Below are 25,259 nucleotides of genomic sequence, written 5' to 3'. Positions count from 1 at the left end.
CCCTCAGCGGTAGTCGAGCTCGGCCAGCTCCCGCGCCAGCCGGCCGCGCAGTGCGGGGATCCGGAACAGGGCGGGCAGCAGGGCGTTGCGTACGGTGCGCAGGGCCGGGTTGCGGGTGGTCGCGATGCGGGTCATCCGGTCGGTGAGGGCCACGACCCGCCGGGCGACGGGGCGGCGGCGGGCCTCGTACCCGTCCAGTGCGGCGGGGTCCTTCGAGGTGAGGGCGCGGCCGAGGGCGTACGCGTCCTGGATGCCGGTGTTCATGCCCTGGCCGCCGGCGGGGCTGTGCACGTGGGCGGCGTCGCCGGCGAGCAGCAGGCGGCCGGCCCGGTAGCGGTCGGCGACCCGGTGGTGGATGCGGAACCGGGAGGACCAGGCCAGGCCGTGGATCCGGGCCTGGCCGGGGACGCGCTCCTCCAGCAGGGCCCTGACGTAGTCGAGGTCCGGTTCGGCGGGGGCCTCGGCGACGGTGGCGACGATCCGGTAGTGCCCGCCGGGCAGCGGTGCGACCACGGTGAGCCCGCTCGTGCCGAAGGCGAGGGAGACCTCGCGGGGGCCGGGCGCCCAGTCCATGACCACGTCGGCCAGTACGAAGGACTCCCCGTAGGCGGAGCCGGTGAAGCCGATCCCGGCGGCCTCGCGGACCGTGCTGTGCATGCCGTCGGCGCCGACGGCGCGGGCCGCGCGCAGGGTTTCGCCGGTGGCGGTGGTGAGGGTGACCCCGTCCGCGTCCTGGGTGACGGAGGTGACCTCGTACGGGCGGTGGACCTCGCCGCCGAGGGCGCGCAGGCGCTCCAGCAGCACGGCCTCCGTCTCGTACTGGGGGACCATCAGCGCGTACGGGTGGGCGGTGGGCAGGCCGCCGAAGGGGATCCGGGCGAGGGGGCGGGCGCCGTCGCGCACCTGGAACCGGCCGACGGGGATGCCCCGGGCGATCAGCTCGGCGGAGAGGGCGCCGGAGGGGTCGAGCTCGTCGAGGACCTCCAGCGTGCGGGCGTGGACGACGGCGGCGCGGGAAGTATTGGCGCCTTCCGGCTGTCGGTCGAGGAGGACGAAGTCGACGCCGGCCTCGGCGAGGGTCACGGCCAGGGCGAGGCCGGTGGGTCCGGCGCCGACGACGGCCACCTCGGTGGTGGCGGGGAGCGGGAGTGCGGCGGTGCTGGTCATGCGGGCCTCCTCCGGCGTGCCAACGTTTGTTGGCCAACGGCTGTTGACTTCAATGTGCGCCCTGCCGTCCGGGAAGTCAACAGTTGTTGGCCCACGCTTGTTGGCCTACGGTGGCCGGTGTGACCGGACGACGTAATGCCGACCTGACCAAGACGGCGATCCTGCGGGCGGCCCGCGAGCGTTTCGCCGCGCAGGGCTACGAGCGCACCACCATCCGGGCCGTCGCGGCGGACGCGGCGATCGACCCCTCGATGGTCATGCGGTACTTCGGCAGCAAGGAGCGGCTCTTCGACGCGGCCCTCGCGGTCGACCTGCGGCTGCCGGACCTGACCGCCGTGCCCGCCGGCGAACTCCCCGCGGCCCTGGTGCGCCACTTCGTCGAGCGGTGGGAGGGAGATCCGGCGGACGACGCGCTGCTGGTGCTGCTGCGCTCGGCGGTGACGAACGAGCGGGCGGCGGCCCGGATGCGGGAGGTGTTCGCGGCGCAGGTGGCCCCGGCGCTGGCGGCCGCCCTGGGCCCGGAACGGGCCGCGCGGGCCGCCGGGCTGGTCGCCGCCCAGCTGCTGGGGCTCGGGCTGAGCCGCTACCTGCTGCGCCTGCCGGGCGTGGCCGCGCTGACCCCGTCCGAGGTCGTGGCGGGCCTCGCCCCGGCCCTGGCGGCCACCCTGGCGAGGCCGTAGGCCGGGCCCGCCCCCGCTACAGCAGCGCGTCCCCGTACCCCCCGCCCGCCTCCGCCACCAGTTCCGCCGCGGTCTGTGCCGGGCGGGCCAGGGTGAAGCGGACGCTCCCCGCCGGGTCGGCGGTGAAGCCGTGGACGGCCGGGCGGGGCAGGCTGTTGTAGCCGTAGTGGGCGGTGAAGAAGTACGCCCCCGTGTCCGGTACGGCGATCAGGTCGCCCGGGGCCAGCGCGGGCAGCTCCCGGGCGGTGGCGAGGAGGTCGCCGGCGAAGCAGGCGGGGCCGGCGATGTCCTGGGCCACCGGCGGGCCGGTCCTGGGGGTGCCCTTGGCGTCGTACGGGAGGATCCGCAGCGGCCAGGCCGCGGGGGCGTAGACCGTGCGGGTGGCCACCTGGACCCCGGCGTGCGTGACGGCGATCGGGCGGCCGCCGGTGGCCTTGGTGTACTCGACGCGCGCGAGCACCGTGCCGTGCTTGGCCAGCAGCGACCGGCCGAACTCCGTGACCAGCCCGTACGAGCCGTCGAACAGCGCCGGGACGGCCTCGCGCAGGGCGGCGGCGTACTCGGCGTACGTCGGCGCCTGCTCCTCCGAAGTGAAGTTCACCGGCAGGCCGCCGCCGATGTCGAGGGTGTCGATCTGCCGGCGCCCGGCGGCCGCGTTGACCTCCTCGGCCAGGGCGTGCAGCTCCCGTACGCCCCGCGCGATCAGGGGCAGCGGCAGGCCCTGCGAGCCCGAGTGGGTGTGCAGCCGGGTCACCCAGGGCCGGTCCAGGCAGGCCCGTACGAGCCGTTCGCGCGCGCCGGGGTCGCGCAGCCCGATGCCGAACTTCGAGGTGGCGGTCGCGGTGGAGAGGGCGTCGATGGCGCCGGCGCCGGTCTGCGGGTTGACCCGTACGCCGACCGGCGAGGCGGTCGGCGCCGCCGCCACCAGGGCGTCGAGCCGCTCCAGCTCCTGGTGGTTGTCGGCGTTGACGGCGATCCCGAGGGCCAGGGCCTCGCGCAGTTCCCCGGCCGTCTTGGCGGGGGAGTCCAGCACGGTCCTCCCGGCCGGCACCCCGGCCGCCCGGGCCAGCGCCAGCTCGCCGGGGCTGGCCACCTCGCAGCCCAGGCCGCACTCCGCGAGCAGCCGCAGGACGGGGACCAGCGGGGCGGCCTTGACCGCGAAGGCGTGCAGGACGGGCGTCCCGGGGGCCGTCACGGCGGCGAAGGCGCCGGTCAGGGCGGCGGCGGAGGCCCGGATCCCGACGGTGTCCAGCAGGCAGACCAGCGGCTCGGAGTCCAGCAGTCCCTGCTCCACGGCGGCCCGTACGGCCAGGTCACGGCGCGCGGCCGCGCCCCCGGCGCTCCCGTTCCGCTGCCCGGCCGGATCCCCCAAGGCGTCCATGCCCGCCATCCCATCACCCCGCGGACTCGCGCGCAGCTGTTGACTGGATCTATTCAAGACGACAGGATGTGAATAGATTGACCAACATCCGGAGGAGGCACCCGCCATGTCAGGACCCCGCCCCGTACGGGCCGCGCGAGGCACCGAGCTCAGCACCCTGGGATGGCAGCAGGAGGCCGCCCTCCGCATGCTGCAGAACAACCTCGACCCCGAGGTCGCCGAGCACCCCGACAAGCTCGTGGTCTACGGCGGCACCGGCAAGGCCGCCCGCGACTGGCGCTCCTTCGACGCGATGGTCCGCACCCTGCGGACCCTCAAGCAGGACGAGACGATGCTCGTCCAGTCCGGCCGCCCGGTCGGCGTGATGCAGACCCACGAGTGGGCGCCGCGCGTCCTGCTCGCCAACTCCAACCTGGTCGGCGACTGGGCCAACTGGGAGGAGTTCCGCCGCCTGGAGCAGCTGGGCCTGACCATGTACGGCCAGATGACGGCCGGTTCCTGGATCTACATCGGCACCCAGGGCATCCTCCAGGGCACCTACGAGACCTTCGCCGCAGTCGCCGCGAAGCTGCATTCAATTGGTAAGGGAGGGGTCGGCGGCACCCTCGCGGGCACCATCACCCTCACCGCCGGCCTCGGCGGCATGGGCGGCGCCCAGCCGCTGGCCGTGACGATGAACGACGGCGTCGCCATCTGCATCGACGTCGACCCGCGCGCCATCGAGCGCCGCATCGAGCACCGCTACCTGGACGTCAAGGCCGACAACCTCCGCCACGCCCTCCAGCTGGCCGTCGAGGCCCGCGACGCCCGCAAGCCGCTCTCCATCGGCCTCCTCGGCAACGCCGCCGAGCTGCTCCCGCAGATGCTGGCCGAGGGCGCCCCGATCGACATCGTGACGGACCAGACCTCCGCCCACGACCCGCTCTCCTACCTGCCCGTCGGCATCGCCTTCGAGGACATGGCCGACGCCGCCGCCAAGGACCCGGCCGGCTTCACCACCCGCGCCCGCGAGTCCATGGCCCGGCACGTCGAGGCGATGGTCGGCTTCATGGACGCCGGCGCCGAGGTCTTCGACTACGGCAACTCCATCCGCGGCGAGGCCCAGCTGGCCGGCTACGACCGCGCCTTCGCCTTCCCCGGCTTCGTCCCCGCCTACATCCGCCCGCTGTTCTGCGAGGGCAAGGGCCCCTTCCGCTGGGCGGCCCTGTCCGGCGAGGCCTCGGACATCGCCAAGACCGACAAGGCGATGCTGGAGCTCTTCCCGGAGAACGAGTCCCTGCACCGCTGGATCAAGATGGCCGGCGAGCGCGTCCACTTCCAGGGCCTGCCCGCCCGTATCTGCTGGCTCGGCTACGGCGAGCGCGACAAGGCCGGCGAGCGCTTCAACGACATGGTCGCGAGCGGCGAGCTGGCCGCCCCGCTGGCCATCGGCCGCGACCACCTCGACTGCGGCTCGGTGGCCTCCCCGTACCGCGAGACCGAGGCCATGCTCGACGGCTCGGACGCGATCGCCGACTGGCCGCTGCTCAACGCCATGGTGAACGTCGCCTCCGGCGCCTCCTGGGTCTCCCTGCACCACGGCGGCGGCGTCGGCATGGGCCGCTCGATCCACGCGGGCCAGGTCACGGTCGCCGACGGCACCCCGCTGGCCGGCGAGAAGATCCGCCGCGTCCTGACGAACGACCCGGGCATGGGCGTCATCCGCCACGTCGACGCCGGCTACGACATCGCCGAGTCCGTCGCGGACGAGCGCGGCGTCCGCGTCCCCATGCGCGAGGGTGACCCGGCGTGACCCCGTCCAGCGACACCGGCGCGGGCGAGGCGCCCCGGGGCTCTGCCCCGGGCGCCCGCCCCGCCGGGGGCGGCTCGTTCCACGCCATGTGGGACGAGCTGCGCCCCATCGGCCGGCACGCCGACAGCGGCGGCTACCGCCGCTTCGCCTGGACCGCGGCCGACGCCGACTGCCGGGCCTGGTTCCGGGCGCAGGCCGAGTCCCGCGGCCTCGCGTACGAGGTCGACCGCAACGGCAACCAGTGGGCCTGGCTCGGCGACCCCGAGGCCGGCGACGCCGTCGTCACCGGCTCCCACCTGGACTCCGTCCCCGACGGCGGCGCCTTCGACGGCCCCCTCGGCGTGGTGTCCTCCTTCGCCGCCCTGGACGAGCTCCGCGCCCGCGGCGCGGCCCTCACCCGCCCCCTCGCCCTGACCAACTTCGGCGACGAGGAAGGCGCCCGCTTCGGCCTCGCCTGCGTCGGCTCCCGCCTCTCCGCCGGGCAGCTGACGAAGGAGAAGGCGTACGAGCTCCGCGACGCCGACGGGACCACCCTCCCGCAGGCGATGGAGCGGGCCGGCTACGACCCGGAGGCCATCGGCGCCGACCCCGAGCGCCTCGCCCGCATCGGCGCCTTCGTCGAGCTGCACGTGGAACAGGGCCGCGCCCTGGACCTGTCCGGCGACCGGGTCGGCATCGCCTCCGCCATCTGGCCGCACGGCCGCTGGCGCTTCGACTTCCACGGCGAGGCCAACCACGCCGGCACCACCCGCCTGGCCGACCGCCGCGACCCGATGCTCACCTACGCGGCGACCGTCCTGGCCGCCCGTCAGGAGGCAGCCCTCGCCGGGGCCGTCGCCACCTTCGGGAAGATCGCCGTCGAACCCAACGGGGTCAACGCCATCCCCTCCCTCGTGCGCGGCTGGCTCGACTCCCGGGCCGCCGACCAGGCCACCCTCGACACGGTCGTCACCGCCGTCGAGAAGGCCGCCCGCGAGCACGCCGACCGGGACGGCATCGACCTCGACGTCGTCCGGGAGTCCTTCACCCCGGTCGTCGAGTTCGAACACGCCCTGCGCGACGAGCTGAACCGGATCCTGGGCGGGGCCGTCCCCGTCCTCGGCACCGGGGCGGGACACGACGCCGGAATCCTCTCCGCGTCCGTCCCGACCGCGATGCTGTTCGTACGCAACCCCACCGGCGTCTCCCACTCCCCGCGGGAGTTCGCCGCCGAGGACGACTGCGTGGCCGGAGTCCTCGCCCTCGCCGACGTACTGGAAGGTCTCGCATGCAGTTGAAGGGGCCCGTGCCGATCGCGCAGAAGACGTACTGGCTGGAGCACGCCTGGCTCGGCGACCGGGTCGAGCCGGGCGTGGCCCTCGGGGTCACGGCCGACGGCCGCATCGCCGCCCTGAGCACCGGGGCCGACGCCCCGCCCCCCGGGGCGGAGGTGCTGCGCGGCCTCACCGTCCCCGGCCTGGCCAACGCGCACTCCCACGCCTTCCACCGGGCGCTGCGCTCCACCGTCCAGGTCGGCTCGGGCACCTTCTGGACCTGGCGCGAGGTCATGTACGGCGTCGCCCAGAACCTCACCCCCGAGAGCTACTTCGCCCTCGCCCGCGCCGTGTACGCGGAGATGGCGCTGGCCGGCATCACCAACGTCGGCGAGTTCCACTACGTCCACCACGCGCCCGGCGGCACCGCGTACGCCGACCCCAATGCGATGGGCGAGGCCCTGATCGAGGCGGCTGCGGCGGCCGGCATCCGGATCACCCTCCTCGACACCGCGTACCTGGCCGCCGGCTTCGGCGAGGCGCCCAACCCGCACCAGCTGCGCTTCTCCGACGGCACCGCCGAGGCCTGGGCCGAGCGGGTCTCCGCTCTCAAGCCCCGCGAGCACGCGCTGATCGGCGCGGCGATCCACTCCGTACGGGCCGTCCCGGCCGGCCAGCTGGCCACCGTCGCCGCGTGGGCGCAGGAGCGGCAGGCCCCGCTGCACGTCCACCTGTCCGAGCAGACGGCGGAGAACGACGCCTGCCGGGCGGCGCACGGCCGCACCCCGACGCAGCTGCTCGCCGACCACGGCGTGCTGGGGCCGCGCACCACCGGCGTCCACAACACGCACCTGACGGACGAGGACATCGCCCTGCTCGGCGGCACCACGACCGGCACCTGCATGTGCCCGACCACCGAACGCGACCTCGCGGACGGCATCGGCCCGGCCGGCCGGCTCCAGCGCGCGGGCAGCCCGCTGTCCCTGGGCAGCGACAGCCACGCGGTGATCGACCTGCTGGAGGAGGCGCGGGCGATGGAGCTGAACGAGCGGCTGCGCAGCCACGCGCGGGGCCACTGGACGGCGAACGCCCTGCTGACGGCCGCCACCGCCGACGGTCACGCGTCCCTGGGCCGCCCGGACGCGGGCCGCCTGGAGGTCGGGGCCCTCGCGGACTTCACGACCATCGCCCTGGACACCGTCCGCACCGCCGGTCCGCTGCCCCGCCTCGGCGCGGAGACGGCCGTCTTCGCGGCCTCGGCCGCCGACGTCCGCCACACGGTGGTGGGCGGCCGCCACGTGGTCCGCGACGGCGCCCACACCCTGGTCGGGGACGTGGCGGGGGCCCTGTCCGAAGCCATCGCCGCCGTCCGCGGCTGAAGCCTGGAACCTCCCCGACCCCGCCCTTTTTCCCGAAACCGGGGCTCCGCCCCAGACCCCGCGCCTCAAACGCCGGCGGGGCTGGATTTCGCGCAGCGAAATTCCAGCCCGCGCTGGGGGCACCTCCCAGCGGTAGCTGGGGGAGTTCGAGCGCACCGGGCGCGGAGCGCGCGGTCTCGGGGTCCGGGGCGGAGCCCCGGTTTCGGGAAGGGGGCGGGGTGGGGGAAACGAACCTCCCGAGAGGAACCCATGACCACCACCGTCATCACCAACATCGGCAGCCTCGTCACCAACGACCCCGCCCTCGGCGACGGCAGCCCCCTCGGCCTCATCGAGAACGCCGCCCTCGTCATCGACGGGGACGAGGTCGCCTGGGTGGGCGAAGCGGCCGCGGCCCCGTCGGCCGACGCCGCCTTCGACGCGAAGGGCCGCGCCGTCATCCCCGGCTTCGTCGACTCCCACTCCCACCTCGTCTTCGCCGGCGACCGCACCGCCGAGTTCAACGCCCGCATGTCCGGCCGCGCCTACTCCGCCGGAGGCATCCGCACCACCGTCGCCGCCACCCGCGCCGCCACCGACGCCGAGCTGGAGGCCAACCTGGTCCGCCACCTCGACGAGGCCCTCCGCCAGGGCACCACCACCTTCGAGACCAAGTCCGGATACGGCCTCACCGTCGCCGACGAGGCCCGCGCCCTGCGCATCGCCTCCGCGCACACCGACGAGGTCACCTACCTCGGCGCGCACATCGTCTCCCCGGACTACGCCGAGGACCCGGCCGGCTACGTCGACCTCGTCACCGGCGAGATGCTCGCGGCCTGCGCCCCGTACGCCCGCTGGGTGGACGTCTTCTGCGAGAAGGGCGCCTTCGACGGCGACCAGGCCCGCGCGATCCTCACCGCCGGCGCCGCCGCGGGCCTGATCCCGCGCGTGCACGCCAACCAGCTCTCCTACGGCCCCGGCGTGCAGCTGGCGGTCGAGCTGGAGGCCGCCTCCGCCGACCACTGCACCCACCTCACCGACGCCGACGTGGACGCCCTCGCCCAGGCCTCCGGCACCACCGTCGCGACCCTCCTGCCCGGCGCCGAGTTCTCCACCCGCGCCCAGTGGCCCGACGCGCGCCGCCTCATTGACGCGGGCGCCACCGTCGCCCTGTCCACGGACTGCAACCCCGGCTCCTCGTACACGAGTTCCATGCCGTTCTGCATCGCGCTCGCCGTCCGCGACATGCGCATGACCCCCGACGAGGCCCTGTGGTCGGCCACCGCCGGCGGGGCCCGCGCGCTGCGCCGCGAGGACATCGGCCGCCTGGTGCCCGGCGCCCGCGCCGACCTGGCGCTCCTGGAGGCCCCCAGCCACGTCCACCTCGCCTACCGGCCGGGCGTCCCGCTCGTGTCCGCCGTCTGGAACCGCGGGGTGCGCGCCGCCTGAAACCCGGCCCGCGGTGCCTGAGCCCGGCCCGCGCCGCCGCCCGGCGGGCCGCCCGCCAGGCCTTTCACGCCGGACCGTCCTTTGTCTTCCCTCCGTAAGGTCCCGGGCGTACCTTGAGCCACCAATCTGACATGGCGTCAGTAACCCGTTCCGTGGCCCGAGGGGAAGACGAAGGTGTCCGACCGGAAACGCTCCACCGCGCTCGCGCTGGCCTCCGCGCTGGCCGGATCCGCCGTACTGCTCGCCGCCCCCGCGGCCCACGCCGACGTGGTCGACGTCGAGTACAAGTGCCAGACCCCCATCGGGGACAAGTCGGCCGTGTCGCCCATCGACATCAAGGCCGTCAAGGAGGGCGACGGCTACAAGCTGACGATGTCCTTCCAGAAGGGCGTCTCCTCCAGCCCCATCGAGCTCGGCAAGGGCGCGATGAACCCCAGCGCCGTCATCATGGCCGACGGCGCCGAGAAGGCCTCGGTCCCGGTCTCCGGCCCCCCGAACGCGGAGGCCGCGCCCGCCAACACCCCCATCAAGATCTCCGACCTGTCGGGCACCTACACCCCGAAGAAGAGCGGCAAGGTCACCTTCACGGCCGGGGTCCTCACCATCAAGGCCATGGGGACCACCACCACCTGCACCCCCGGCAACAGCCCCAAGCCCTCCCTGGAGCTGGACGTGACGGCGGCCGCCGGCGGCGGCGCACAGCAGCCCGGCGGCACCGACGACGCCACCCTCCCGCAGACCGGCCCCGCCGACTCCGCCCTCGCCCTCGGCACCCTCGGCGCCACCGTGGCGCTGTCCGGCGCCGCCGGGATGCTCTGGCTGACCCGGCGCGGCCGGCGGGCCGAGCGCACCCCGTCCTGAACGGAGCACCCGCCCGTGCTCCACGCCCTCAAGCCCCGCACCCTCCGGCGCCTCGCCGCCCTGCTCCTGCTGGCCGCCGCAGGCCTCCAGGGGAGCCCGGCCGCTGCCGCCGACGACCCCGGCTGGACCGCCGAACCGGCCGCCGGCGGCGCCGCCACCTCCCACCGCCCCTCCTTCTACCTCTCGGGCCCGGCCGGCACCGTGCTGGAGGACCGCCTCGCCCTCGCCAACACCGGCGACCGGGAGCGCGTCGTCACCCTGCGCGGCGCCGACGCCCACAACACCGCCGACGGCGCCTTCGCCGTACGCCCCGCCGCCGGGTCCACGGGAGCCGGAACCTGGATCAGCTTCGGCGCCGCCGCCACCGTCACGCTCCCGCCCCGCACCCGCGCGGTGGTCCCCTTCACCGTCACCGTGCCGCCCGCCTCCCCACCCGGCGACCACCCCGCCGCCGTCGTCGCCGCCGAGGGCGGCCGCGAGGTGGGCGTACGGGTGGACCTGCGGGTCGGCGGCCCGGCCCTGGCCGCCCTCACCGTCGAGGACGTCTCCGTACGCGGCCACGGCGCGGCCGCCGTCGTCGCGTACACCCTGGTCAACCGGGGCAACGTGGCCCTCACCCCCGAGCTCGCCCTGCACGCCGAGGGCCGCCTCAGTGGGGCCGCCGACCCGCGCACCGCCCGCGCCCTGCCGGTCGAGCTGCTGCCCGGCCGGCGCGTGGCCCTGACCGAGCCCTGGCCCGGCGCGCCCGCCTTCGACCGGGTCTCCCTCCGGCTCACCGCCACCGCCCCCGGCGCCGCCCCGGCCACCGCCACCGCCACCGCCTGGCGCGTGCCCCGGGGGGCGGCCGTGGGGGCCGGAGCGGGGCTCGTCGCCCTCGGCGCGGCCGCACTGCTCCTCGTACGGGCCCGGCGGCGCGGACCGCCCGGGGAGCCGTCCGGGGAACCCGCGCGGCCGCAGGCACCGGCGCCGCGATCCGAACCCGAGCTGACGGGAGCCTCCAGGTGAGCCGCACGCCCGGCCCGAGGGCCGTATCCCGCCTCGGGGCAGCGCTGGCGGCGCTCGCGCTGGCCCTCCTGCCCGCCGCCCCGGCCCCGGCGGCTCCCGCCGCCCCGGCCCCGGCGGCTCCCGCCGCCCCGGCCGCCGACGGGAAGCCCACCGTCGCGCTCTCCCTCCAGGAGGCGGCAAAGGGCACCGAGCTGACCGCCACCGGCACCGGCTGGCGGGCGAAGACCCTGGTCATGCTGCTGGTCTGCGGCCAGAACATGATCGGCGGCACCAACAGCTGCGCCAACGCCGACGGGGTGGCCGTCGCGGTCGCCGACGACGGCCGCTTCACCGCCCGGCTGCCGGTCGTGGCCCCGCCCAAGCCCTGCCCGTGCGTGGTGAACGTGACCTCGGTCAACGGCGACCAGTCCACCGTCGCCGTCCCGCTGAAGATCACCGACCATCCGGTGGCCGACCTGCCCGCCGAGTCCGGGACCGCCCGCCTGGCCCTGCTCACGGGGGTCCGGCTCAAGGGCGAGGACGGGGTGCTGACCTGGTTCGGGGCCCCGCCGTCGCGCAGGTTCACCGCCACCGTCGGCAACCTCGGCTCGGCCCCCGTCAAGGACCCGGTCTTCCGGCTGGGCACCGCGCACGGGGTGTTCGCCCCGACGTGGGAGGAGGCCCGCTGGAAGGGCACCATCCCGCCCGGCGGCAAGGCGGAGATCGGCCTGGACGTGGAGCTCCCGGCGGGCGCCCACGGCGACTACGCGGTCTCCCTCAGGTACGGGGAGACGCTCCTGGCCACCCAGCCGTGGGGCGTGGACCGGCCGTACGGGGTGCTGCTGTTCTGGGGCCTGCTGCTGGTGGTGATCCCGACGGCGCTCTTCCGGCTGGGCATGGCCGTCGTCGACCGGGTCCGTCCCCGCCCCGGTGCCTCGGGCCGTCACCGGGGGAGCGGGCCGGCCCCGGAAGGGGCCCCGGCGGTGACCGCCCGCCTCCCGAAGATCCCCGCCGCCCCGGCCGCCGGGACCCAGGCCCCGGCTCCGGCCCCGGCTTCGGCCCCGGTCCTCCCGTGGTTCACCCCGGAGCCCCGGCAGCCCCAGGATCAGGGGCCCCCACAGCCTTCCGCACCGTCCGATCACAGTCCGACGACGAAGGGACCCCAGTGAAGACCCAACGGAGGGCGAGCGCGGCCCTGGTCGCGCTGCTGCTCAGCGGCGCGGGTATCGCAGTGGCGGCATCCCCCGCCCAGGCCGCCGAAACCACGTTCAAGGTCAGGTGCGTACCGCCGGCCGGCGGGGGCGACCCGGTCGAGGGCGAGACCACCGCACGGATCACCGCACCGGCCACGGCCAAGGTCGGCGACGAGGTCGACGTCTCGTGGGAGACGGTGAAGCCGGCGTCGAACAACACCGACCTGATGGTGATCCCGAAGGACTCGGTCCAGCCGACCGGCTGGCTCACCGCGAGTGACGGGGGAGGCGAGGTCAAGGTCGTCGGGGAGAAGAAGAACCCGGAGATCCCCAAGAAGGCCCCCATGGTCATGTCCGTCATGAAGGGCAAGCTGAAGCTGACCAAGGCCGGCAAGATCACCGTGACCCCCGGCAAGTACGAGGTGGCGGTGACCTTCTCCTTCGGCACCTTCGTCACCAAGTGCGCCCCGGTGGGCGAGGTGAAGGGCGGGGCCGTCATCGACGTGTCGGGCGGCGGCACCGGCGGCACGACCGGCGGTACGACGGGCGGCACCACCGGCTCGACGACCACCGGCGGCACCACGGGCTCGACGACGGGCGGCAGCACCACCGGCGGCTCGACGACGGGCGGCAGCACCACCGGCGGCTCCACCGGCTCCACCACCGGCGGCACCGGCGGCCAGACCGACTTCCCCGGCAAGGCCGTCGAGGTCGCCTACGACTGCGGCCCGGTGGTCCCCGGCGGCATCAAGACCCCGGTCACCGTCAACGCCAAGAAGAACGGCGGCGGCTACGACCTCACCGTCAAGACCGCCAAGGGAGCCATGGCCTCCCCGATGACCCTCCCGGCCGGTGCCCTCAAGCCCTCGATGGACATCAAGCTCGGCGGCGCCGACAGCGGCACCGTCAAGGTCACGGGCCCGGCCAACGCCGAGCCGATCCCCGAGAAGGCCCCGGTCAGCCTCAGTGACATGACCGGCACCTACAAGCCCGGCGCGTCGGGCAAGGTCACGCTCAGCCCCGACCAGCTGACGATCGACGTCACGATGGCCCCGGGCTCCACCCCGATCAACGTGCCCTGCAAGGCCACCGGCAGCGGGGTCTCCCTGGAACTGGACACCACCGCCCAGCCGGGCGGCTCCGGCTCCACCACCTCGGGCGCCGCCGCCTCCGGCTCGTCCGCCGCCGCCGCCGCGGGCGGCCTCGCCGAGACCGGCGCCCAGGACGACGGCGGGATCAGGGCCCTGACCCTGGTGGCCGGCACGGTGATCCTGCTCGGCGCCGCGGTCTTCACCTTCACCCCCTGGCGCCGCCTGCGCGGAGGCGCGCGCTGACACACGAACGGCCCGGCACACCTTCCGGTGTGCCGGGCCGTTCAGCGCTCGCGCGGGGTGCGTCAGCGCATGTCGCCCATGAGGGCGTTGACCTTCTTGCGGTACATGTAGATCGCGAGGCCCGCGATCACGGCTGCGGCCGCCTGGAAGAGGATGATGCCGACGCCGTCCAGCTTCACGTCCGCCAGACCCAGCAGACCGGTGATGCAGTCACCGGCGGTGACCGCCAGGAACCAGACACCCATCATCTGGGAGGCGTACTTCTGCGGCGCCATCTTCGTGGTGACCGACAGGCCGACCGGGGACAGGCACAGCTCGGCGACGGTCTGCACCAGGAAGATCAGCACCAGCCACCACATGGTGACCTTGGTGTCGTTGCCGGCGGTCTGGTTCAGCGGCAGCGCGAAGATGAAGAACGAGGCGCCGACCAGGACCAGGGCACCCGAGAACTTCACGATGGTGCTGGGCTCGCGGTTGCGGCGGGCCAGGACCACCCACAGGGCGGCGAAGACCGGGGCGAGCGCCACCACGAAGAGCGGGTTCAGCGCCTGGAAGATGACCGTGGGGACTTCCCAGCCGAACAGGCTGCGCTCGGAGTTCTTGTCACCGAACAGCGAGAGGGTCGAACCGCCCTGGTCGTAGATCATCCAGAACACGGCGGCGGCCACGAAGAACCAGATGTAGGCGCTCATCCGCGACTGCTCGCCGGTGGACAGGTCCTTGTCGCGCTTGATGCGCACCAGGACGGCGACCGGGATGAGCAGACCGGCGATGGTGATCGGGTACAGCGCCCACTTGATGGTGAACATGCCGGCCGCGGCCACCGCACCGTAGAAGACGGCGATGACGGCCAGAACGGCGAGGGCCTTGACGATCACGGCCTTGCGCTCGGCCGGGGACAGCGGGTTGGGGACGACGCTGCTCTCGGGGTTCAGGGTGCGACCGGCGAACAGGTAGATCACCAGGCCCACGCCCATGCCGATGGCGGCGAGCAGGAAGCCGAGGTGCCAGTTGACGGTCTCGCCGATGGTGCCGATCACCAGCGGGGCCGCGAAGGCGCCCACGTTGATGCCGATGTAGAAGATCGTGAAGCCACTGTCGCGGCGCGAGTCGTCCAGGCCCTTGTACAGGTGGCCGACCATCGTGGAGATGTTGGCCTTCAGCAGGCCGGAGCCGACCGCGACGAGCAGCAGGCCGACGAAGAACGCGATCTGGCCGGGGAGAGCCAGCGAGACGTGGCCCGCCATGATCACGACGCCGGCGACGGCGACCGTCTTGCGGGCGCCCCAGACGCGGTCGCCGAACCAGCCGCCGGGCATGGCCATGAGGTAGACCATCGCCACGTACACGGAGTAGATCGCCGTGGCCGTCGCGGCAGTGAAGGCGAGGCCCCCGCCCTGGCTGCCGGTAGCGGCGTCAGCGCCGCCGGAGACCAAGTAGAGAACGAGAAGCGCACGCATGCCGTAGTAGGAGAATCGCTCCCACATCTCGGTCATGAACAGCGTGGCCAGGCCAACGGGGTGGCCGAGGAAGGTCTTCTCGTGAGCTGCGCTCGCCGAGTCCTTCGTCAGGCTGGAAGCCATGGTCGATCCTTGCTTTATCGGGACGCTTGGCTTCGTGAGCTGTTCAGCGCCCGGTGGGGGGCGGCCGGCACCGGCGACGGAAGTCCCACCCCACGCCCTGGGGTCTCGTTCCCCGTAGTGACGGGGTGACGGGGCAGCCGTAACCGGGATCCACGCCCTGCACGCCTCCTCGCGCGCCGGGCCCGGCCCATAGGTCATTCACTGTCATCTGGGCCGGATCAGACCGGCCAGAGCAGAATTTGAGGTTCTTGGCTCGGATTTGAGCGCAAATGTCCCCTCGATAGTGCATCGGGCGTTCCGCCACCATACGACAGGGCACCGATGCATATGGAAGGGATTGAGATATGGATCACAGGCGACGCGGGAACCGATTCGTCAAGTTCGAAGGCCGGTAGTAGTAAATAACCCCAGTTCGAGAGGGGTAAGCAGGCAGGCACCTCCTTTCAGCCGCCGCGGACTACCATCACCCACATGACGCGTGTACTGCTCGCCGAGGACGACGCATCCATCTCGGAACCCCTGGCCCGCGCCCTGCGCCGGGAGGGCTACGAGGTCGAGGTCCGGGAGGACGGCCCCACCGCCCTGGAGGCCGGACTGCAGGGCGGCGTCGACCTCGTCGTCCTGGACCTGGGACTGCCCGGAATGGACGGCCTGGAGGTGGCCCGGCGACTGCGCGCCGAAGGCCACGGCTTCCCGATCCTGGTCCTGACCGCCCGGGCCGACGAGGTCGACACCGTGGTCGGCCTGGACGCCGGCGCCGACGACTACGTGACCAAGCCCTTCCGCCTCGCCGAGCTGCTGGCCCGCGTACGGGCCCTGCTGCGGCGCGGCGCCAACGACGCCGCCCAGGCGCCCGCCACCCACGGCGTGCGCATCGACGTCGAGTCCCACCGGGCCTGGATGGGCGAGGAGGAGCTGCAGCTCACCGCCAAGGAGTTCGACCTGCTGCGCGTCCTGGTCCGCGACGCCGGCCGCGTCGTCACCCGCGACCAGCTGATGCGCGAGGTCTGGGACACCACCTGGTGGTCCTCCACCAAGACCCTCGACATGCACATCTCCTGGCTGCGCAAGAAGCTGGGCGACGACGCCGCGAACCCCCGCTACATCGCCACCGTCCGCGGCGTCGGCTTCCGCTTCGAGAAGAGCTGACGGAAGAGCCGGCAGAAGAGCTGACAGAAGAGCTTCCAGGACATGCGCCGCCGTCTGATCAACTCCACGCTCGCCGTGGTCCTCGTCGTGATCGCCGTGTTCGGGGTCTCCCTCGTCATCGTGGAGACCCGGACCATCACCAGCAGTGCCCAGGACCGCATCGGCTCCGAGGCGCTGCGCCTGCTGGGCACCGTCGAGGCCGACGCCCTGGAGCACCGGCCGGTCGACCCCGGCGCGCTCTCCGAGCAGCTGGACGTCGGCACGTACGCCCGCATCAGCCTCCCCGGGCGGCCGCCGATCGAGGTCGGCGACCGCATCGAGGACAACGTCATCCGGGGCACGGCGCGCGGCGAGCAGGGCGAGGTTGTGGTCGTCGAGGAGTCCCGCTCCACCGTCACCCGGGAGGTCGGGCGCACCCTCGCCGTCGTCGGCGCGGTGGCGCTGCTGGCCGTCGTGGCGGCCGTACTGCTCGCCGTACGGCAGGCCAACCGGCTGGCCTCCCCGCTGACCGATCTCGCCGAGACCGCCGAACGGCTCGGCTCGGGCGACCCCCGGCCCCGGCACAAGCGCTACGGGGTTCCCGAGCTGGACCGGGTCGCCGACGTCCTCGACTCCAGCGCGGAGCGGATCGGACGCATGCTCACGGCCGAGCGGCGGCTCGCCGCCGACGCCTCCCACCAGCTGCGCACCCCCCTCACCGCCCTGTCGATGCGGCTGGAGGAGATCACGGTCACCGACGACCTGGAGACCGTGCGGGAGGAGGCGACCATCGCCCTCACCCAGGTGGAGCGGCTCACGGACGTCGTCCAGCGGCTGCTGACGAACTCCCGCGACCCCCGCACCGGCTCCGCGGTCCCCTTCGACCTCGACGAGGTCGTCAAACAGCAGGTGGAGGAGTGGCGGCCGGCCTACCGCAGCGCCGGCCGGGCCATCGTCCGCTCCGGGAAGACCGGCATGCGGGCCGTCGCCACCCCCGGGGCGGTCTCCCAGGTCCTGGCCACCCTCGTGGAGAACGCGCTCATGCACGGCGGCGGCACCGTCGCCCTGCGCACCCGCGTGACCGGCAACCAGGCCGTCATCGAGGTCACGGACGAGGGCCCCGGCGTCCCGAGCGACCTCGGCAACCGGATCTTCGAGCGGGCCATCAGCGGCCGCAACTCCACCGGCATCGGCCTGGCCGTCGCCCGGGACCTCGCGGAAGCGGACGGCGGCCGCCTGGAGCTCCTCCAGAGTCAGCCGCCGGTGTTCGCGCTCTTCCTCAGCCGTACCGCCCCGGAACGCGCGGAGCCGGAGCGGACGGTCAGGTAGCCGTCAGCCCTGGTTGCCCGCAGGCTCCGGGGTACGGGGGGCGACGGGCGCCTCGTGCCCGTCGCGCTGCTCCACGACCAGCGAGGGCGCGGCATCGGTGGGCAGGGCCTTGAAGACCCACGTCCGGTACGACCAGAAGCGGAAGACCGTCGCCACCGCCATGCCGAAGAACTTGAAGATGTTGTTCTGCAGCGAGCTGTCCAGGCCGAAGCCGTACGTGGCGACGTAGAGCACACCGCTCTCGATGACCATGCCGATCACGCTGAACAGCACGAACAGGATCATCTCGCGGCGCCGGCTGCCCAGGTCGCGGTCACGGTAGGTGAAGTAGCGGAACCCCACGTAGTTCGTGATGATGGCGACCACGATGGCTATCACGTTCGCGCGGACCGTCTGCAGGTCCGTCGTACTGCGCAGCAGGTTGAAGACACCGAAGTTGACCAGGACGCCCGCGCCGCCGACCGCGCCGAACTTGACGACCTCCCGGGCGATGCCTCGGAAGCGCTCGGACAGCGGTACTGCGTTCGGCGTGCTCATGTGATGGTTCAGTCCCTGTCAGTCGTCGTGTGCGCCACGGGCGCGTCGCGGGGTGAGCCGTCAGCGCCCCGAGGCGTGTCACCCGATCTCGTCAACCCCACCATGTTAAGTGTCGCCCCGGCGGCCCGTCCGCGCCTCGCCACCCCCTGCGACGCAAGCCACACAAGGCATCCGGGCCCCACGGGCGGGTCCGCGCCAGGCCTGCGTCCGGATGGCGGAATACCGGCGGATACCCTGGAGAGGTGACGTTCCCGGTAGTCGGCATGGTCGGCGGCGGTCAGCTCGCCCGCATGACCCACGAGGCGGGCATCCCCCTCGGCATCAGATTCAAGATCCTCAGTGACACCCCCCAGGACTCGGCGGCCCTGGTCGTGAACGACGTCGTCATCGGCGACTATCGCGATCTGGAGACGTTGCGCGCCTTCGCGCGCGGCTGCGACGTGATCACCTTCGATCACGAGCACGTACCCACCGAGCACCTCCGGGCCCTGGAGTCGGACGGCATCCCCGTCCGGCCGGGGCCCGACGCGTTGGTGCACGCCCAGGACAAGGGGGTGATGCGCGCCAAGCTCGACGAGATCGGCGCGCCCAGCCCCCGCCACCGGATCGTGAGCGATCCGGCGGACGTGGCGGCCTTCGCGGAAGAGGTGGGCGGCTTCCCCGTCATCCTCAAGACGGTGCGCGGCGGGTACGACGGCAAGGGCGTGTGGTTCGTCCGCACCCCCGAGGACGCGGAGGCCCCGTTCAGGGCGGGCGTGCCCGTCCTGGCCGAGGAGAAGGTGGACTACGTCCGCGAGCTCGCGGCCAACATCGTCCGCTCCCCGCACGGCCAGGCCGTGGCGTACCCCGTCGTCGAGTCCATCCAGGTGGACGGCGTCTGCGACACGGTGATCGCACCCGCCCCCAACCTCTCCGAAGCCCTCGCGGGCGAGGCCCAGGCCCTGGCCCTGCGCATCGCCAAGGAGCTCGACGTGACCGGCCACCTGGCCGTGGAGCTGTTCGAGACCACCGACGGCCGCATCCTCGTCAACGAACTGGCCATGCGCCCGCACAACAGCGGCCACTGGACCCAGGACGGCGCGGTCACCTCCCAGTTCGCCAACCACGTCCGAGCGGTCCTGGACCTCCCCCTGGGCGACCCGCGCCCCCGGGCCCGCTGGACCGTGATGGCGAACGTCCTCGGCGGGGACTACCCCGACATGTACGCGGCGTACCTGCACTGCATGGCCCACGACCCGCAGGTGAAGATCCACATGTACGGCAAGGACGTGAAGCACGGCCGCAAGGTCGGCCACGTCAACACCTACGGCGACGACCTTGACGATGTGCTGGAGCGCGCACGTCACGCAGCCGGCTACCTCAGAGGGACGATCACCGAATGAGCACTTCCCCCGTCGTGGGCATCGTCATGGGCTCGGACTCCGACTGGCCGGTCATGGAGGCCGCGGCCCAGGCGCTGGACGAGTTCGAGATCCCCTACGAGGTCGACGTCGTCTCCGCCCACCGGATGCCGCGCGAGATGGTGGCGTACGGGGAGCAGGCCGCCGAGCGCGGCCTGAAGGCGATCATCGCGGGTGCGGGCGGGGCCGCCCACCTGCCCGGCATGCTCGCCTCGGTCACCCCGCTGCCCGTCATCGGCGTGCCGGTCCCGCTGAAGTACCTCGACGGCATGGACTCGCTCCTGTCGATCGTCCAGATGCCCGCCGGAGTTCCCGTCGCCACGGTCTCCGTCGCCGGCGCGCGCAACGCCGGCCTGCTGGCCGTACGCATGCTCGCCGCGCACGACGCCGAGCTCCTCGGCCGGATGCGCGACTTCCAGCAGGAGCTCAACGACCAGGCCACGGAGAAGGGCAAGCGGCTGCGCGCGAAGGTCGCGGGCGCCGAGTCCTTCGGGTTCGGCAAGTGAGCGCGGCGGACCTGCTCGCACAGGCCCGCGAGCTGCTCGCCGAGCACCCCGTGGTCGACGGGCACAACGACCTGCCCTGGGCCCTGCGCGAGCAGGTGCGCTACGACCTCGCCCGGCGCGACATCGCCGGCGACCAGTCGGCCCACCTGCACACCGACCTCCCCCGGCTGCGCGCCGGCGGGGTCGGCGCGCAGTTCTGGTCCGTCTACGTCCGCTCCGACTTCGCGGGCGACGAGGCGGTCAGCGCCACCCTGGAGCAGATCGACGCCGTCGAGCAGCTGATCGCCCGTTACCCGCGGGCGCTGGTGCGGGCGCTGACGGCGGACGACATGGAGGCGGCCCGCGCCGACGGCCGGATCGCCTCCCTGATGGGGGCCGAGGGCGGCCACTCCATCAACAACTCGCTCGCCACCCTGCGCGCCCTGCACCGGCTGGGCGTGCGGTACATGACGCTCACCCACAACGACACCATCGACTGGGCGGACTCGGCGACCGACGAGCCCCGCCACGGCGGCCTCACGGACTTCGGCCGCGAGGTGGTGCGCGAGATGAACCGCATCGGCATGCTGGTGGACCTCTCGCACGTCGCCGAGACCACCATGCGCGACGCCCTCGCGGAGTCGGCCGCGCCGGTCGTCTTCTCGCACTCCTCGGCCCGGGCGGTCTGCGACCACCCGCGCAACGTCCCCGACGAGGTGCTGGCGCAGCTGCCGGCCAACGGCGGCGTTGCGATGGCCACCTTCGTGCCGAAGTTCATCCTCCCGGCCGCCGTCGAATGGACCCTGGCCGCAGACGAGAACCTGCGCGCCCACGGCTTCCACCACCTCGACACCACCCCCGAGGCGATGGCCCTGCACCGGGCCTTCGAAGCCGGGCGCCCGCGCCCGGTGGCCACCGCCGCCACCGTCGCCGACCACCTCGACCACATGCGCGAGGTGGCCGGGGTCGACCACATCGGCATCGGCGGCGACTTCGACGGCACGGCCTTCACCCCGGCCGGCCTGGACGACGTGTCGGGCTACCCGAACCTGATCGCGGAGCTCCTGCACCGCGGCTGGTCCCGCGCCGACCTGGCCAAGCTGACCTGGTCCAACGCGGTACGGGCGCTGCGCGACGCGGAAGCCGTCGCCCGGGACCTCTCGGCCACCCGCGGCCCGTCGAACGCGGTGCTCTAGCCGCTCCGCACCAGGCCGCGCACCAGGCCGCGCACCAAGGGGGCGCACCAAGGGGGCGGGACCGGGGGGACACCCCGGTCCCGCCCCCTTCCCGTACGGGCGTCCACCCGAACGCCACATTCGCCGGGCGGCACCGCCACCCCGCATGTCACGGTGGCCCCATATCTCCCTGCTGCCGCCGAGACCGGAGCGATTGCCATGGCCGACCTGCAGGATGAACCCCTCTCCGTGGGCGTCGGAGCCGAAGACGCCCCCGTCACAGCCCCCCTCGCGGTGGGCGGGTACCTGGACCGCGCGGCCGCACTGCTCGCCGTCCACCCCGTCGCCGACGGCTGCAACACCCTGATCTGGACCCTGCGCCAGAGCCCGTACCACGACATCGACACCCAGGACGTCGGCGTCGACACCGACATCCCCCGGCTGCGCGCCGGGGGAGTGGGCGCCCAGTTCTGGACCCTGCTCGTGCCCCCGGGCCCGCCGCGCGCGGACTCCTGCGCCCAGGCGGTGTGCGAGACCCTCGAACAGATCGACGGTGCGCGTGCGCTGATGCGCCGCTACTCCGACAGCCTGTGTCTGGCGCTGACCGCCGACGACATGGCCGACGCCCGCAACCGCGGCCGGATCGCCTCGTTCCTCGGCCCCGTCCCCGGCAGCACCCTCACCGGCTCCCTCGGTGCGCTGCGCGCCTTCCACGCCCTCGGCGTACGCCTGCTCGCGCCGGCCGGTGCCCCCTGGGCCGAGGAGGGGCTGACGGCCTTCGGCCACGAGGTGGTCAAGGAGGTGAACCGGCTCGCGATGCTGCTCGACCTGACGGGCTGCCCGCCCGCCGCCGCCTGCCAGCTCGCGGCCGCCTCCAAGGCGCCGGTGATCATCTCGAACACCGGGGCGGCCTCGCTCAACCCGCACCCGGACAACGTCACCGACGAGGTCCTGCTCGCGCTGCGCGCGGCGGGCGGCCTGGCGATGGTCACCTTCGACACCGACCGGACCGGCGACTCCCTGCACGCCGTCGCCGACCACCTGGAACACGTACGGGCCCTCGCGGGCCCGGAGGGCGTCGGCCTCGGCGCCGGCTTCGGCGCCGAACACGGAAGCCCGAGGCCGGCCGGACTGACCGACCCCTCGGGCTACCCGCGGCTGATCGCGGAACTGCTGGAGCGGGGCTGGTCGGAAACCGACCTGGCCCTGCTGACCTGGGGCAACGCCCAGCGGGTGCTGCGCGAGGCGGAGTTCACCGCCCGCGCCGCACAGCACAAGGGCTGCGCCCCCTAGGCGGCCTGCGGCGCGGGCACCTTCGGCTCCCGGGCCTGCTGCGGCAGCGCCGACTTCGGCAGCACGGTGGCCTTCCACAGCCGGACGCCGGACCAGATCGTCGCGTAGAGCAGCAGGCCGTTGCGCGCGCAGAGCAGGATCGTGCCGAGCGTGCTGTTGGTGAGGATGTCCGAGCCGTAGCAGACCGGGAAGATCAGCGTGGTCAGGGCGTTGGCGGTGACCAGCAGCCAGGCGACCGGGCGCTGGGTGGTGTTCTTCGAGGTCAGGCAGACGGCCGCGAGGCCGAGCAGCCAGATCATGTACTGCGGGCTGATGACGCGGCTGGTGACCGTGAAGACCATGATCGCGCAGAGCGCGGCGTCGAAGGGCGTCGCGCTCGACCAGCGGTTGGCCCTGACGCGCCACAGCAGGAGCAGCAGGAAGCCGATCACGGTCAGGCCGAGCGAGGCCCGCGCGATGCTCGACACGTACGGGCCGACGTACTCGAAGGCCCCGTACTGGAAGTTGATCTTGCCGGGCCACAGGTGCACCAGCCGGGCCGCCATCAGCGCGGAACCGCCGAGGGACTCGACCTGCACACCGCGGTCGCCCTGGTTGCCCAGGAAGCCGAGGGTGTCCTTGAACAGCGCCGCGAAGACGGCCAGCAGCGCCGCGCCGGAGAGCGCGGCCGCGACGAACGCCTCCCGCGTGGACTTGCCGCGCGGGGTGCCGAGCAGGGTGAGCAGCGGCCACACCTTGACCATCGCGCCGATGCCGGCGATGACCCCGCCGACCCGGGGGCGGTGGCGCATGGCGAGCAGCGCGAAGACGGCGAGCAGGGTGACCTGGATGTCGTAGCGGGCGAACGGGGTCGCCATCATCATCGGCAGCGTCACCAGCCACACCAGCGCGCCGGCCATGCTGCCGTCGCTGCGCCGGGCCGCCCGCAGGAGTCCGAGCAGGACCACGCCGTCGCACAGCACCGTGAGGGCGACGAACGCCTGGAAGTAGGTGAGGAACGGCAGCAGGTCCGGGGAGAGGAAGATGGCCGCGGCCGCCGGCGGGTACTGCCACATGATGTCGTGCTGCGGCAGGGTCCAGTGGACGAGGACGTTGTACCAGTTGTGGTAGGTCGCGGTGACCTCCACCCGGACGACGTTCGAGCTGAAGAAGTCGTTGACGAGCATCCAGAGCATCGCTGCCCGGCTGGCCAGCCAGAAGCCCGCGATGCCCACCAGGGCGCCGCGTCCTCGCATGGCCGCTTCGAAGGATGCCCGCCGGTCACGCGTGGCGGGCGCCGCCGTCGCGGATGCGGTGGGGTGGGCTGGGGGGCTGCTGGTCGTGGTCATCGGCCCGAAGTCTACCCAGTCATTTATTCCACTTCCTTGACTGAGACCCTTCAAAAGTGGGTATCGGTATACGCCCTGGTCAGCCCTCGCACACCCCAAATCCCTTACGCCTGCGGGCGCCCCATGGCCCGGTACGTCCACCCGGCGGCCCGCCAGCGCAGCGGGTCCAGCGCGTTCCGCCCGTCGAGGATCAGGCGGTCCGTGACGACCTCCCCCAGCTCGGCCGGGTCGAGCTCGCGGAACTCCCGCCACTCGGTGAGGTGCAGGACGACCTCGGCTCCGCGGGCGGCGGCGAGCGCGGAGCCGGCGTAGCCGAGGGTGGGGAAGACGCGGCGGGCGTTGTCCATGCCCTTGGGGTCGTAGACGGTGACCTGGCCGCCCTGGAGGTGGATCTGACCGGCGACGTTCAGCGCGGGGGAGTCGCGCACGTCGTCCGAGTCGGGCTTGAAGGTGGCGCCGAGCACGGCGACCCGCTTGCCGAGGAAGGAGCCGCCCACCGCCTCGCGCGCCAGCTCGACCATGTGGCCGCGGCGGCGCATGTTGATGGAGTCGACCTCCCTCAGGAAGGTCAGCGCCTGGTCGGCGCCCAGCTCGCCGGCCCGGGCCATGAAGGCGCGGATGTCCTTGGGCAGGCAGCCGCCGCCGAAACCGATCCCGGCGCGCAGGAACTTGGCGCCGATCCGCTCGTCGTAGCCGATGGCCTCGGCGAGCTTGACGACGTCACCGCCGGCGGCCTCGCACACCTCGGCCATCGCGTTGATGAAGGAGATCTTGGTCGCCAGGAAGGAGTTGGCGGCGGTCTTCACCAGCTCGGCGGTCGGGAAGTCGGTCACCACCAGCGGCGTCCCCTCCGCCATCGGCGTCGCGTACACCTCCCGCAGCAGCTTCTCCCCGCGCTCGCCCCGCACTCCGATGACGATCCGGTCGGGGTGCAGGGTGTCCTGCACGGCGAAGCCCTCGCGCAGGAACTCCGGGTTCCAGGCCAGCTCCACGTCCTCGCCCGCCGGCGCCAGCGCGGCGAGCTTCGCCGCGAGCCGCTCGGCCGAGCCCACCGGCACCGTGGACTTCCCCACCACGAGCGCGGGCCGCGTCAGATGGGGGGCCAGGGATTCCACGGCCGAGTCCACGTACGACATGTCACAGGCGTACTCGCCGTGCTTCTGGGGGGTGTTCACGCACACGAAGTGCACGTCGCCGAACTCCCCGACCTCCTCCCACGACTGCGTGAACCGCAGCCGCCCGGTCGCCCCCGGCAGCCCGGCGACGTGCTTGGCGAGGAGCTCCTCCAGCCCCGGCTCGTACATCGGGACCCGGCCGGCGGCCAGCATCTCGATCTTCTCCGGCACCACGTCCAGCCCCAGCACCTCGAAGCCGAGCTCCGCCATGGCCGCGGCGTGCGTGGCGCCCAAGTAGCCGGTGCCGATCACGGTGATCTTGAGGGGGGCCATGGATGCTCCAGAGGTGCGGGGCCGTTTGCGGCCCCCGAGCATAGTCGGGCCGGTCCGGGGGGACGTTCCCAGGAGTGTCCGGCTGTCACGCAGCTCACGTA

General features: G+C 73.3%; 21 protein-coding genes. 15 read left to right on the top strand and 6 right to left on the bottom strand.

The genetic code is table 11. From position 1 onward, the window contains the following. Nucleotides 1–3: 3 nt before the first annotated feature. Complete coding sequence (locus AB0F18_RS07655; RefSeq protein ID WP_362056031.1) at nt 4–1,167, bottom strand: FAD-dependent oxidoreductase; 1,164 nt, start codon at nt 1,165–1,167, stop codon at nt 4–6. A 119-nt stretch (nt 1,168–1,286) separates the two neighbouring features. Between AB0F18_RS07655 and AB0F18_RS07650 the strand changes: the two genes are divergently transcribed. Beyond that, nucleotides 1,287–1,847, top strand: coding sequence for a TetR family transcriptional regulator (locus AB0F18_RS07650; RefSeq protein ID WP_362056029.1), 561 nt, complete (start codon nt 1,287–1,289; stop codon nt 1,845–1,847). A 16-nt stretch (nt 1,848–1,863) separates the two neighbouring features. On the opposite strand, the gene AB0F18_RS07645 is transcribed toward AB0F18_RS07650, so the two are convergent. After that, nucleotides 1,864–3,228 carry a diaminopimelate decarboxylase gene (locus tag AB0F18_RS07645; RefSeq protein ID WP_362056027.1) on the bottom strand — a complete coding sequence of 455 codons (1,365 nt, stop codon included), beginning with the start codon at nt 3,226–3,228 and terminating at the stop codon, nt 1,864–1,866. A 106-nt stretch (nt 3,229–3,334) separates the two neighbouring features. Here AB0F18_RS07645 and hutU point away from each other — a divergent pair, with 106 nt between their 5' ends. The 8 genes from hutU to AB0F18_RS07605 all read left to right on the top strand — a co-directional run bounded on the left by hutU (nt 3,335) and on the right by AB0F18_RS07605 (nt 13,452). After that, a complete protein-coding gene (gene hutU / locus AB0F18_RS07640; protein ID WP_362056025.1) occupies nt 3,335–5,020 on the top strand; it encodes a urocanate hydratase in 1,686 nt (561 codons plus the stop codon). An 86-nt stretch (nt 5,021–5,106) separates the two neighbouring features. Next, nucleotides 5,107–6,297, top strand: coding sequence for an allantoate amidohydrolase (locus AB0F18_RS07635; RefSeq protein ID WP_362056053.1), 1,191 nt, complete (start codon nt 5,107–5,109; stop codon nt 6,295–6,297). Then, nucleotides 6,288–7,652, top strand: a complete 1,365-nt coding sequence (locus AB0F18_RS07630) for a formimidoylglutamate deiminase (protein WP_362056023.1) — start codon at nt 6,288–6,290, stop codon at nt 7,650–7,652. The genes AB0F18_RS07635 and AB0F18_RS07630 overlap by 10 nt, the downstream gene beginning before the upstream one ends. Nucleotides 7,653–7,901: 249 nt before the next feature. Beyond that, nucleotides 7,902–9,080, top strand: coding sequence for an imidazolonepropionase (hutI, locus tag AB0F18_RS07625; protein WP_362056021.1), 1,179 nt, complete (start codon nt 7,902–7,904; stop codon nt 9,078–9,080). Nucleotides 9,081–9,254: 174 nt separating this feature from the next. Then, nucleotides 9,255–9,941 carry an LPXTG cell wall anchor domain-containing protein gene (locus AB0F18_RS07620; protein ID WP_362056019.1) on the top strand — a complete coding sequence of 229 codons (687 nt, stop codon included), beginning with the start codon at nt 9,255–9,257 and terminating at the stop codon, nt 9,939–9,941. A 15-nt stretch (nt 9,942–9,956) separates the two neighbouring features. Then, nucleotides 9,957–10,946, top strand: a complete 990-nt coding sequence (locus AB0F18_RS07615) for a hypothetical protein (RefSeq protein WP_362056017.1) — start codon at nt 9,957–9,959, stop codon at nt 10,944–10,946. Then, nucleotides 10,943–12,094 carry a hypothetical protein gene (locus AB0F18_RS07610; RefSeq protein WP_362056015.1) on the top strand — a complete coding sequence of 384 codons (1,152 nt, stop codon included), beginning with the start codon at nt 10,943–10,945 and terminating at the stop codon, nt 12,092–12,094. The genes AB0F18_RS07615 and AB0F18_RS07610 overlap by 4 nt, the downstream gene beginning before the upstream one ends. Continuing rightward, entirely contained in the window at nt 12,091–13,452 is a 1,362-nt protein-coding gene (locus AB0F18_RS07605; protein WP_362056013.1) for a hypothetical protein, read from the top strand. Before AB0F18_RS07610 ends, AB0F18_RS07605 begins: the two co-directional genes overlap by 4 nt. A gap of 62 nt (nt 13,453–13,514) precedes the next feature. On the opposite strand, the gene AB0F18_RS07600 is transcribed toward AB0F18_RS07605, so the two are convergent. After that, nucleotides 13,515–15,035 (bottom strand): oligopeptide:H+ symporter, encoded by a 1,521-nt coding sequence (locus tag AB0F18_RS07600; protein ID WP_362056011.1) that lies wholly within the window; start codon nt 15,033–15,035, stop codon nt 13,515–13,517. A 471-nt stretch (nt 15,036–15,506) separates the two neighbouring features. On the opposite strand from AB0F18_RS07600, the gene AB0F18_RS07595 reads away from it, so the two are divergent. Together AB0F18_RS07595 and AB0F18_RS07590 are read left to right on the top strand one after the other, a co-directional pair. Then, complete coding sequence (locus tag AB0F18_RS07595) at nt 15,507–16,184, top strand: response regulator transcription factor (protein WP_042812873.1); 678 nt, start codon at nt 15,507–15,509, stop codon at nt 16,182–16,184. A gap of 42 nt (nt 16,185–16,226) precedes the next feature. Then, nucleotides 16,227–17,492, top strand: coding sequence for an ATP-binding protein (locus AB0F18_RS07590; protein WP_362056009.1), 1,266 nt, complete (start codon nt 16,227–16,229; stop codon nt 17,490–17,492). A 3-nt stretch (nt 17,493–17,495) separates the two neighbouring features. Here the strand turns inward: AB0F18_RS07590 and AB0F18_RS07585 are convergent, their stop codons facing one another. Then, entirely contained in the window at nt 17,496–18,029 is a 534-nt protein-coding gene (locus AB0F18_RS07585; RefSeq protein ID WP_362056008.1) for a GtrA family protein, read from the bottom strand. Between the two features lie 242 nt (nt 18,030–18,271). Between AB0F18_RS07585 and AB0F18_RS07580 the strand changes: the two genes are divergently transcribed. The 4 genes from AB0F18_RS07580 to AB0F18_RS07565 all read left to right on the top strand — a co-directional run bounded on the left by AB0F18_RS07580 (nt 18,272) and on the right by AB0F18_RS07565 (nt 22,382). Beyond that, nucleotides 18,272–19,411, top strand: coding sequence for a 5-(carboxyamino)imidazole ribonucleotide synthase (locus tag AB0F18_RS07580; RefSeq protein WP_362056006.1), 1,140 nt, complete (start codon nt 18,272–18,274; stop codon nt 19,409–19,411). After that, complete coding sequence (gene purE, locus AB0F18_RS07575) at nt 19,408–19,935, top strand: 5-(carboxyamino)imidazole ribonucleotide mutase (RefSeq protein ID WP_362056003.1); 528 nt, start codon at nt 19,408–19,410, stop codon at nt 19,933–19,935. Before AB0F18_RS07580 ends, purE begins: the two co-directional genes overlap by 4 nt. Beyond that, nucleotides 19,932–21,110, top strand: a complete 1,179-nt coding sequence (locus AB0F18_RS07570) for a dipeptidase (RefSeq protein ID WP_362056001.1) — start codon at nt 19,932–19,934, stop codon at nt 21,108–21,110. The genes purE and AB0F18_RS07570 overlap by 4 nt, the downstream gene beginning before the upstream one ends. 198 nt (nt 21,111–21,308) lie before the next feature. Further along, nucleotides 21,309–22,382 carry a membrane dipeptidase gene (locus AB0F18_RS07565; RefSeq protein ID WP_362055999.1) on the top strand — a complete coding sequence of 358 codons (1,074 nt, stop codon included), beginning with the start codon at nt 21,309–21,311 and terminating at the stop codon, nt 22,380–22,382. On the opposite strand, the gene AB0F18_RS07560 is transcribed toward AB0F18_RS07565, so the two are convergent. Both AB0F18_RS07560 and AB0F18_RS07555 read right to left on the bottom strand, forming a co-directional pair. Next, entirely contained in the window at nt 22,379–23,710 is a 1,332-nt protein-coding gene (locus AB0F18_RS07560) for a glycosyltransferase family 87 protein (RefSeq protein ID WP_362055997.1), read from the bottom strand. The two genes, AB0F18_RS07565 and AB0F18_RS07560, sit on opposite strands and share 4 nt — an antisense overlap. A gap of 104 nt (nt 23,711–23,814) precedes the next feature. Continuing rightward, a complete protein-coding gene (locus tag AB0F18_RS07555) occupies nt 23,815–25,158 on the bottom strand; it encodes a UDP-glucose/GDP-mannose dehydrogenase family protein (RefSeq protein WP_362055995.1) in 1,344 nt (447 codons plus the stop codon). Nucleotides 25,159–25,259: the final 101 nt, after the last annotated feature.

The organism is Streptomyces sp. NPDC029216 (assembly GCF_040648015.1).
Taxonomy (GTDB): Bacteria; Actinomycetota; Actinomycetes; order Streptomycetales; family Streptomycetaceae; genus Streptomyces.
The sequence above is the reverse complement of the archived record's forward strand: the minus strand, read 5'-3'. Positions and strand labels throughout refer to the sequence as shown.

Bases quoted from the DNA above. Each gene is read 5' to 3' on its own strand.
- AB0F18_RS07655 (WP_362056031.1), bottom strand. From the start codon at position 1,167: ATGACCAGCACCGCCGCACTCCCGCTCCCCGCCACCACCGAGGTGGCC.
- AB0F18_RS07645 (WP_362056027.1), bottom strand. From the start codon at position 3,228: ATGGACGCCTTGGGGGATCCGGCCGGGCAGCGGAACGGGAGCGCCGGG.
- hutU (WP_362056025.1), top strand. From the start codon at position 3,335: ATGTCAGGACCCCGCCCCGTACGGGCCGCGCGAGGCACCGAGCTCAGC.
- AB0F18_RS07635 (WP_362056053.1), top strand. From the start codon at position 5,107: ATGTGGGACGAGCTGCGCCCCATCGGCCGGCACGCCGACAGCGGCGGC.
- AB0F18_RS07630 (WP_362056023.1), top strand. From the start codon at position 6,288: ATGCAGTTGAAGGGGCCCGTGCCGATCGCGCAGAAGACGTACTGGCTG.
- hutI (WP_362056021.1), top strand. From the start codon at position 7,902: ATGACCACCACCGTCATCACCAACATCGGCAGCCTCGTCACCAACGAC.
- AB0F18_RS07600 (WP_362056011.1), bottom strand. From the start codon at position 15,035: ATGGCTTCCAGCCTGACGAAGGACTCGGCGAGCGCAGCTCACGAGAAG.
- AB0F18_RS07595 (WP_042812873.1), top strand. From the start codon at position 15,507: ATGACGCGTGTACTGCTCGCCGAGGACGACGCATCCATCTCGGAACCC.
- AB0F18_RS07590 (WP_362056009.1), top strand. From the start codon at position 16,227: ATGCGCCGCCGTCTGATCAACTCCACGCTCGCCGTGGTCCTCGTCGTG.
- AB0F18_RS07585 (WP_362056008.1), bottom strand. From the start codon at position 18,029: ATGAGCACGCCGAACGCAGTACCGCTGTCCGAGCGCTTCCGAGGCATC.
- purE (WP_362056003.1), top strand. From the start codon at position 19,408: ATGAGCACTTCCCCCGTCGTGGGCATCGTCATGGGCTCGGACTCCGAC.
- AB0F18_RS07565 (WP_362055999.1), top strand. From the start codon at position 21,309: ATGGCCGACCTGCAGGATGAACCCCTCTCCGTGGGCGTCGGAGCCGAA.
- AB0F18_RS07560 (WP_362055997.1), bottom strand. From the start codon at position 23,710: ATGACCACGACCAGCAGCCCCCCAGCCCACCCCACCGCATCCGCGACG.
- AB0F18_RS07555 (WP_362055995.1), bottom strand. From the start codon at position 25,158: ATGGCCCCCCTCAAGATCACCGTGATCGGCACCGGCTACTTGGGCGCC.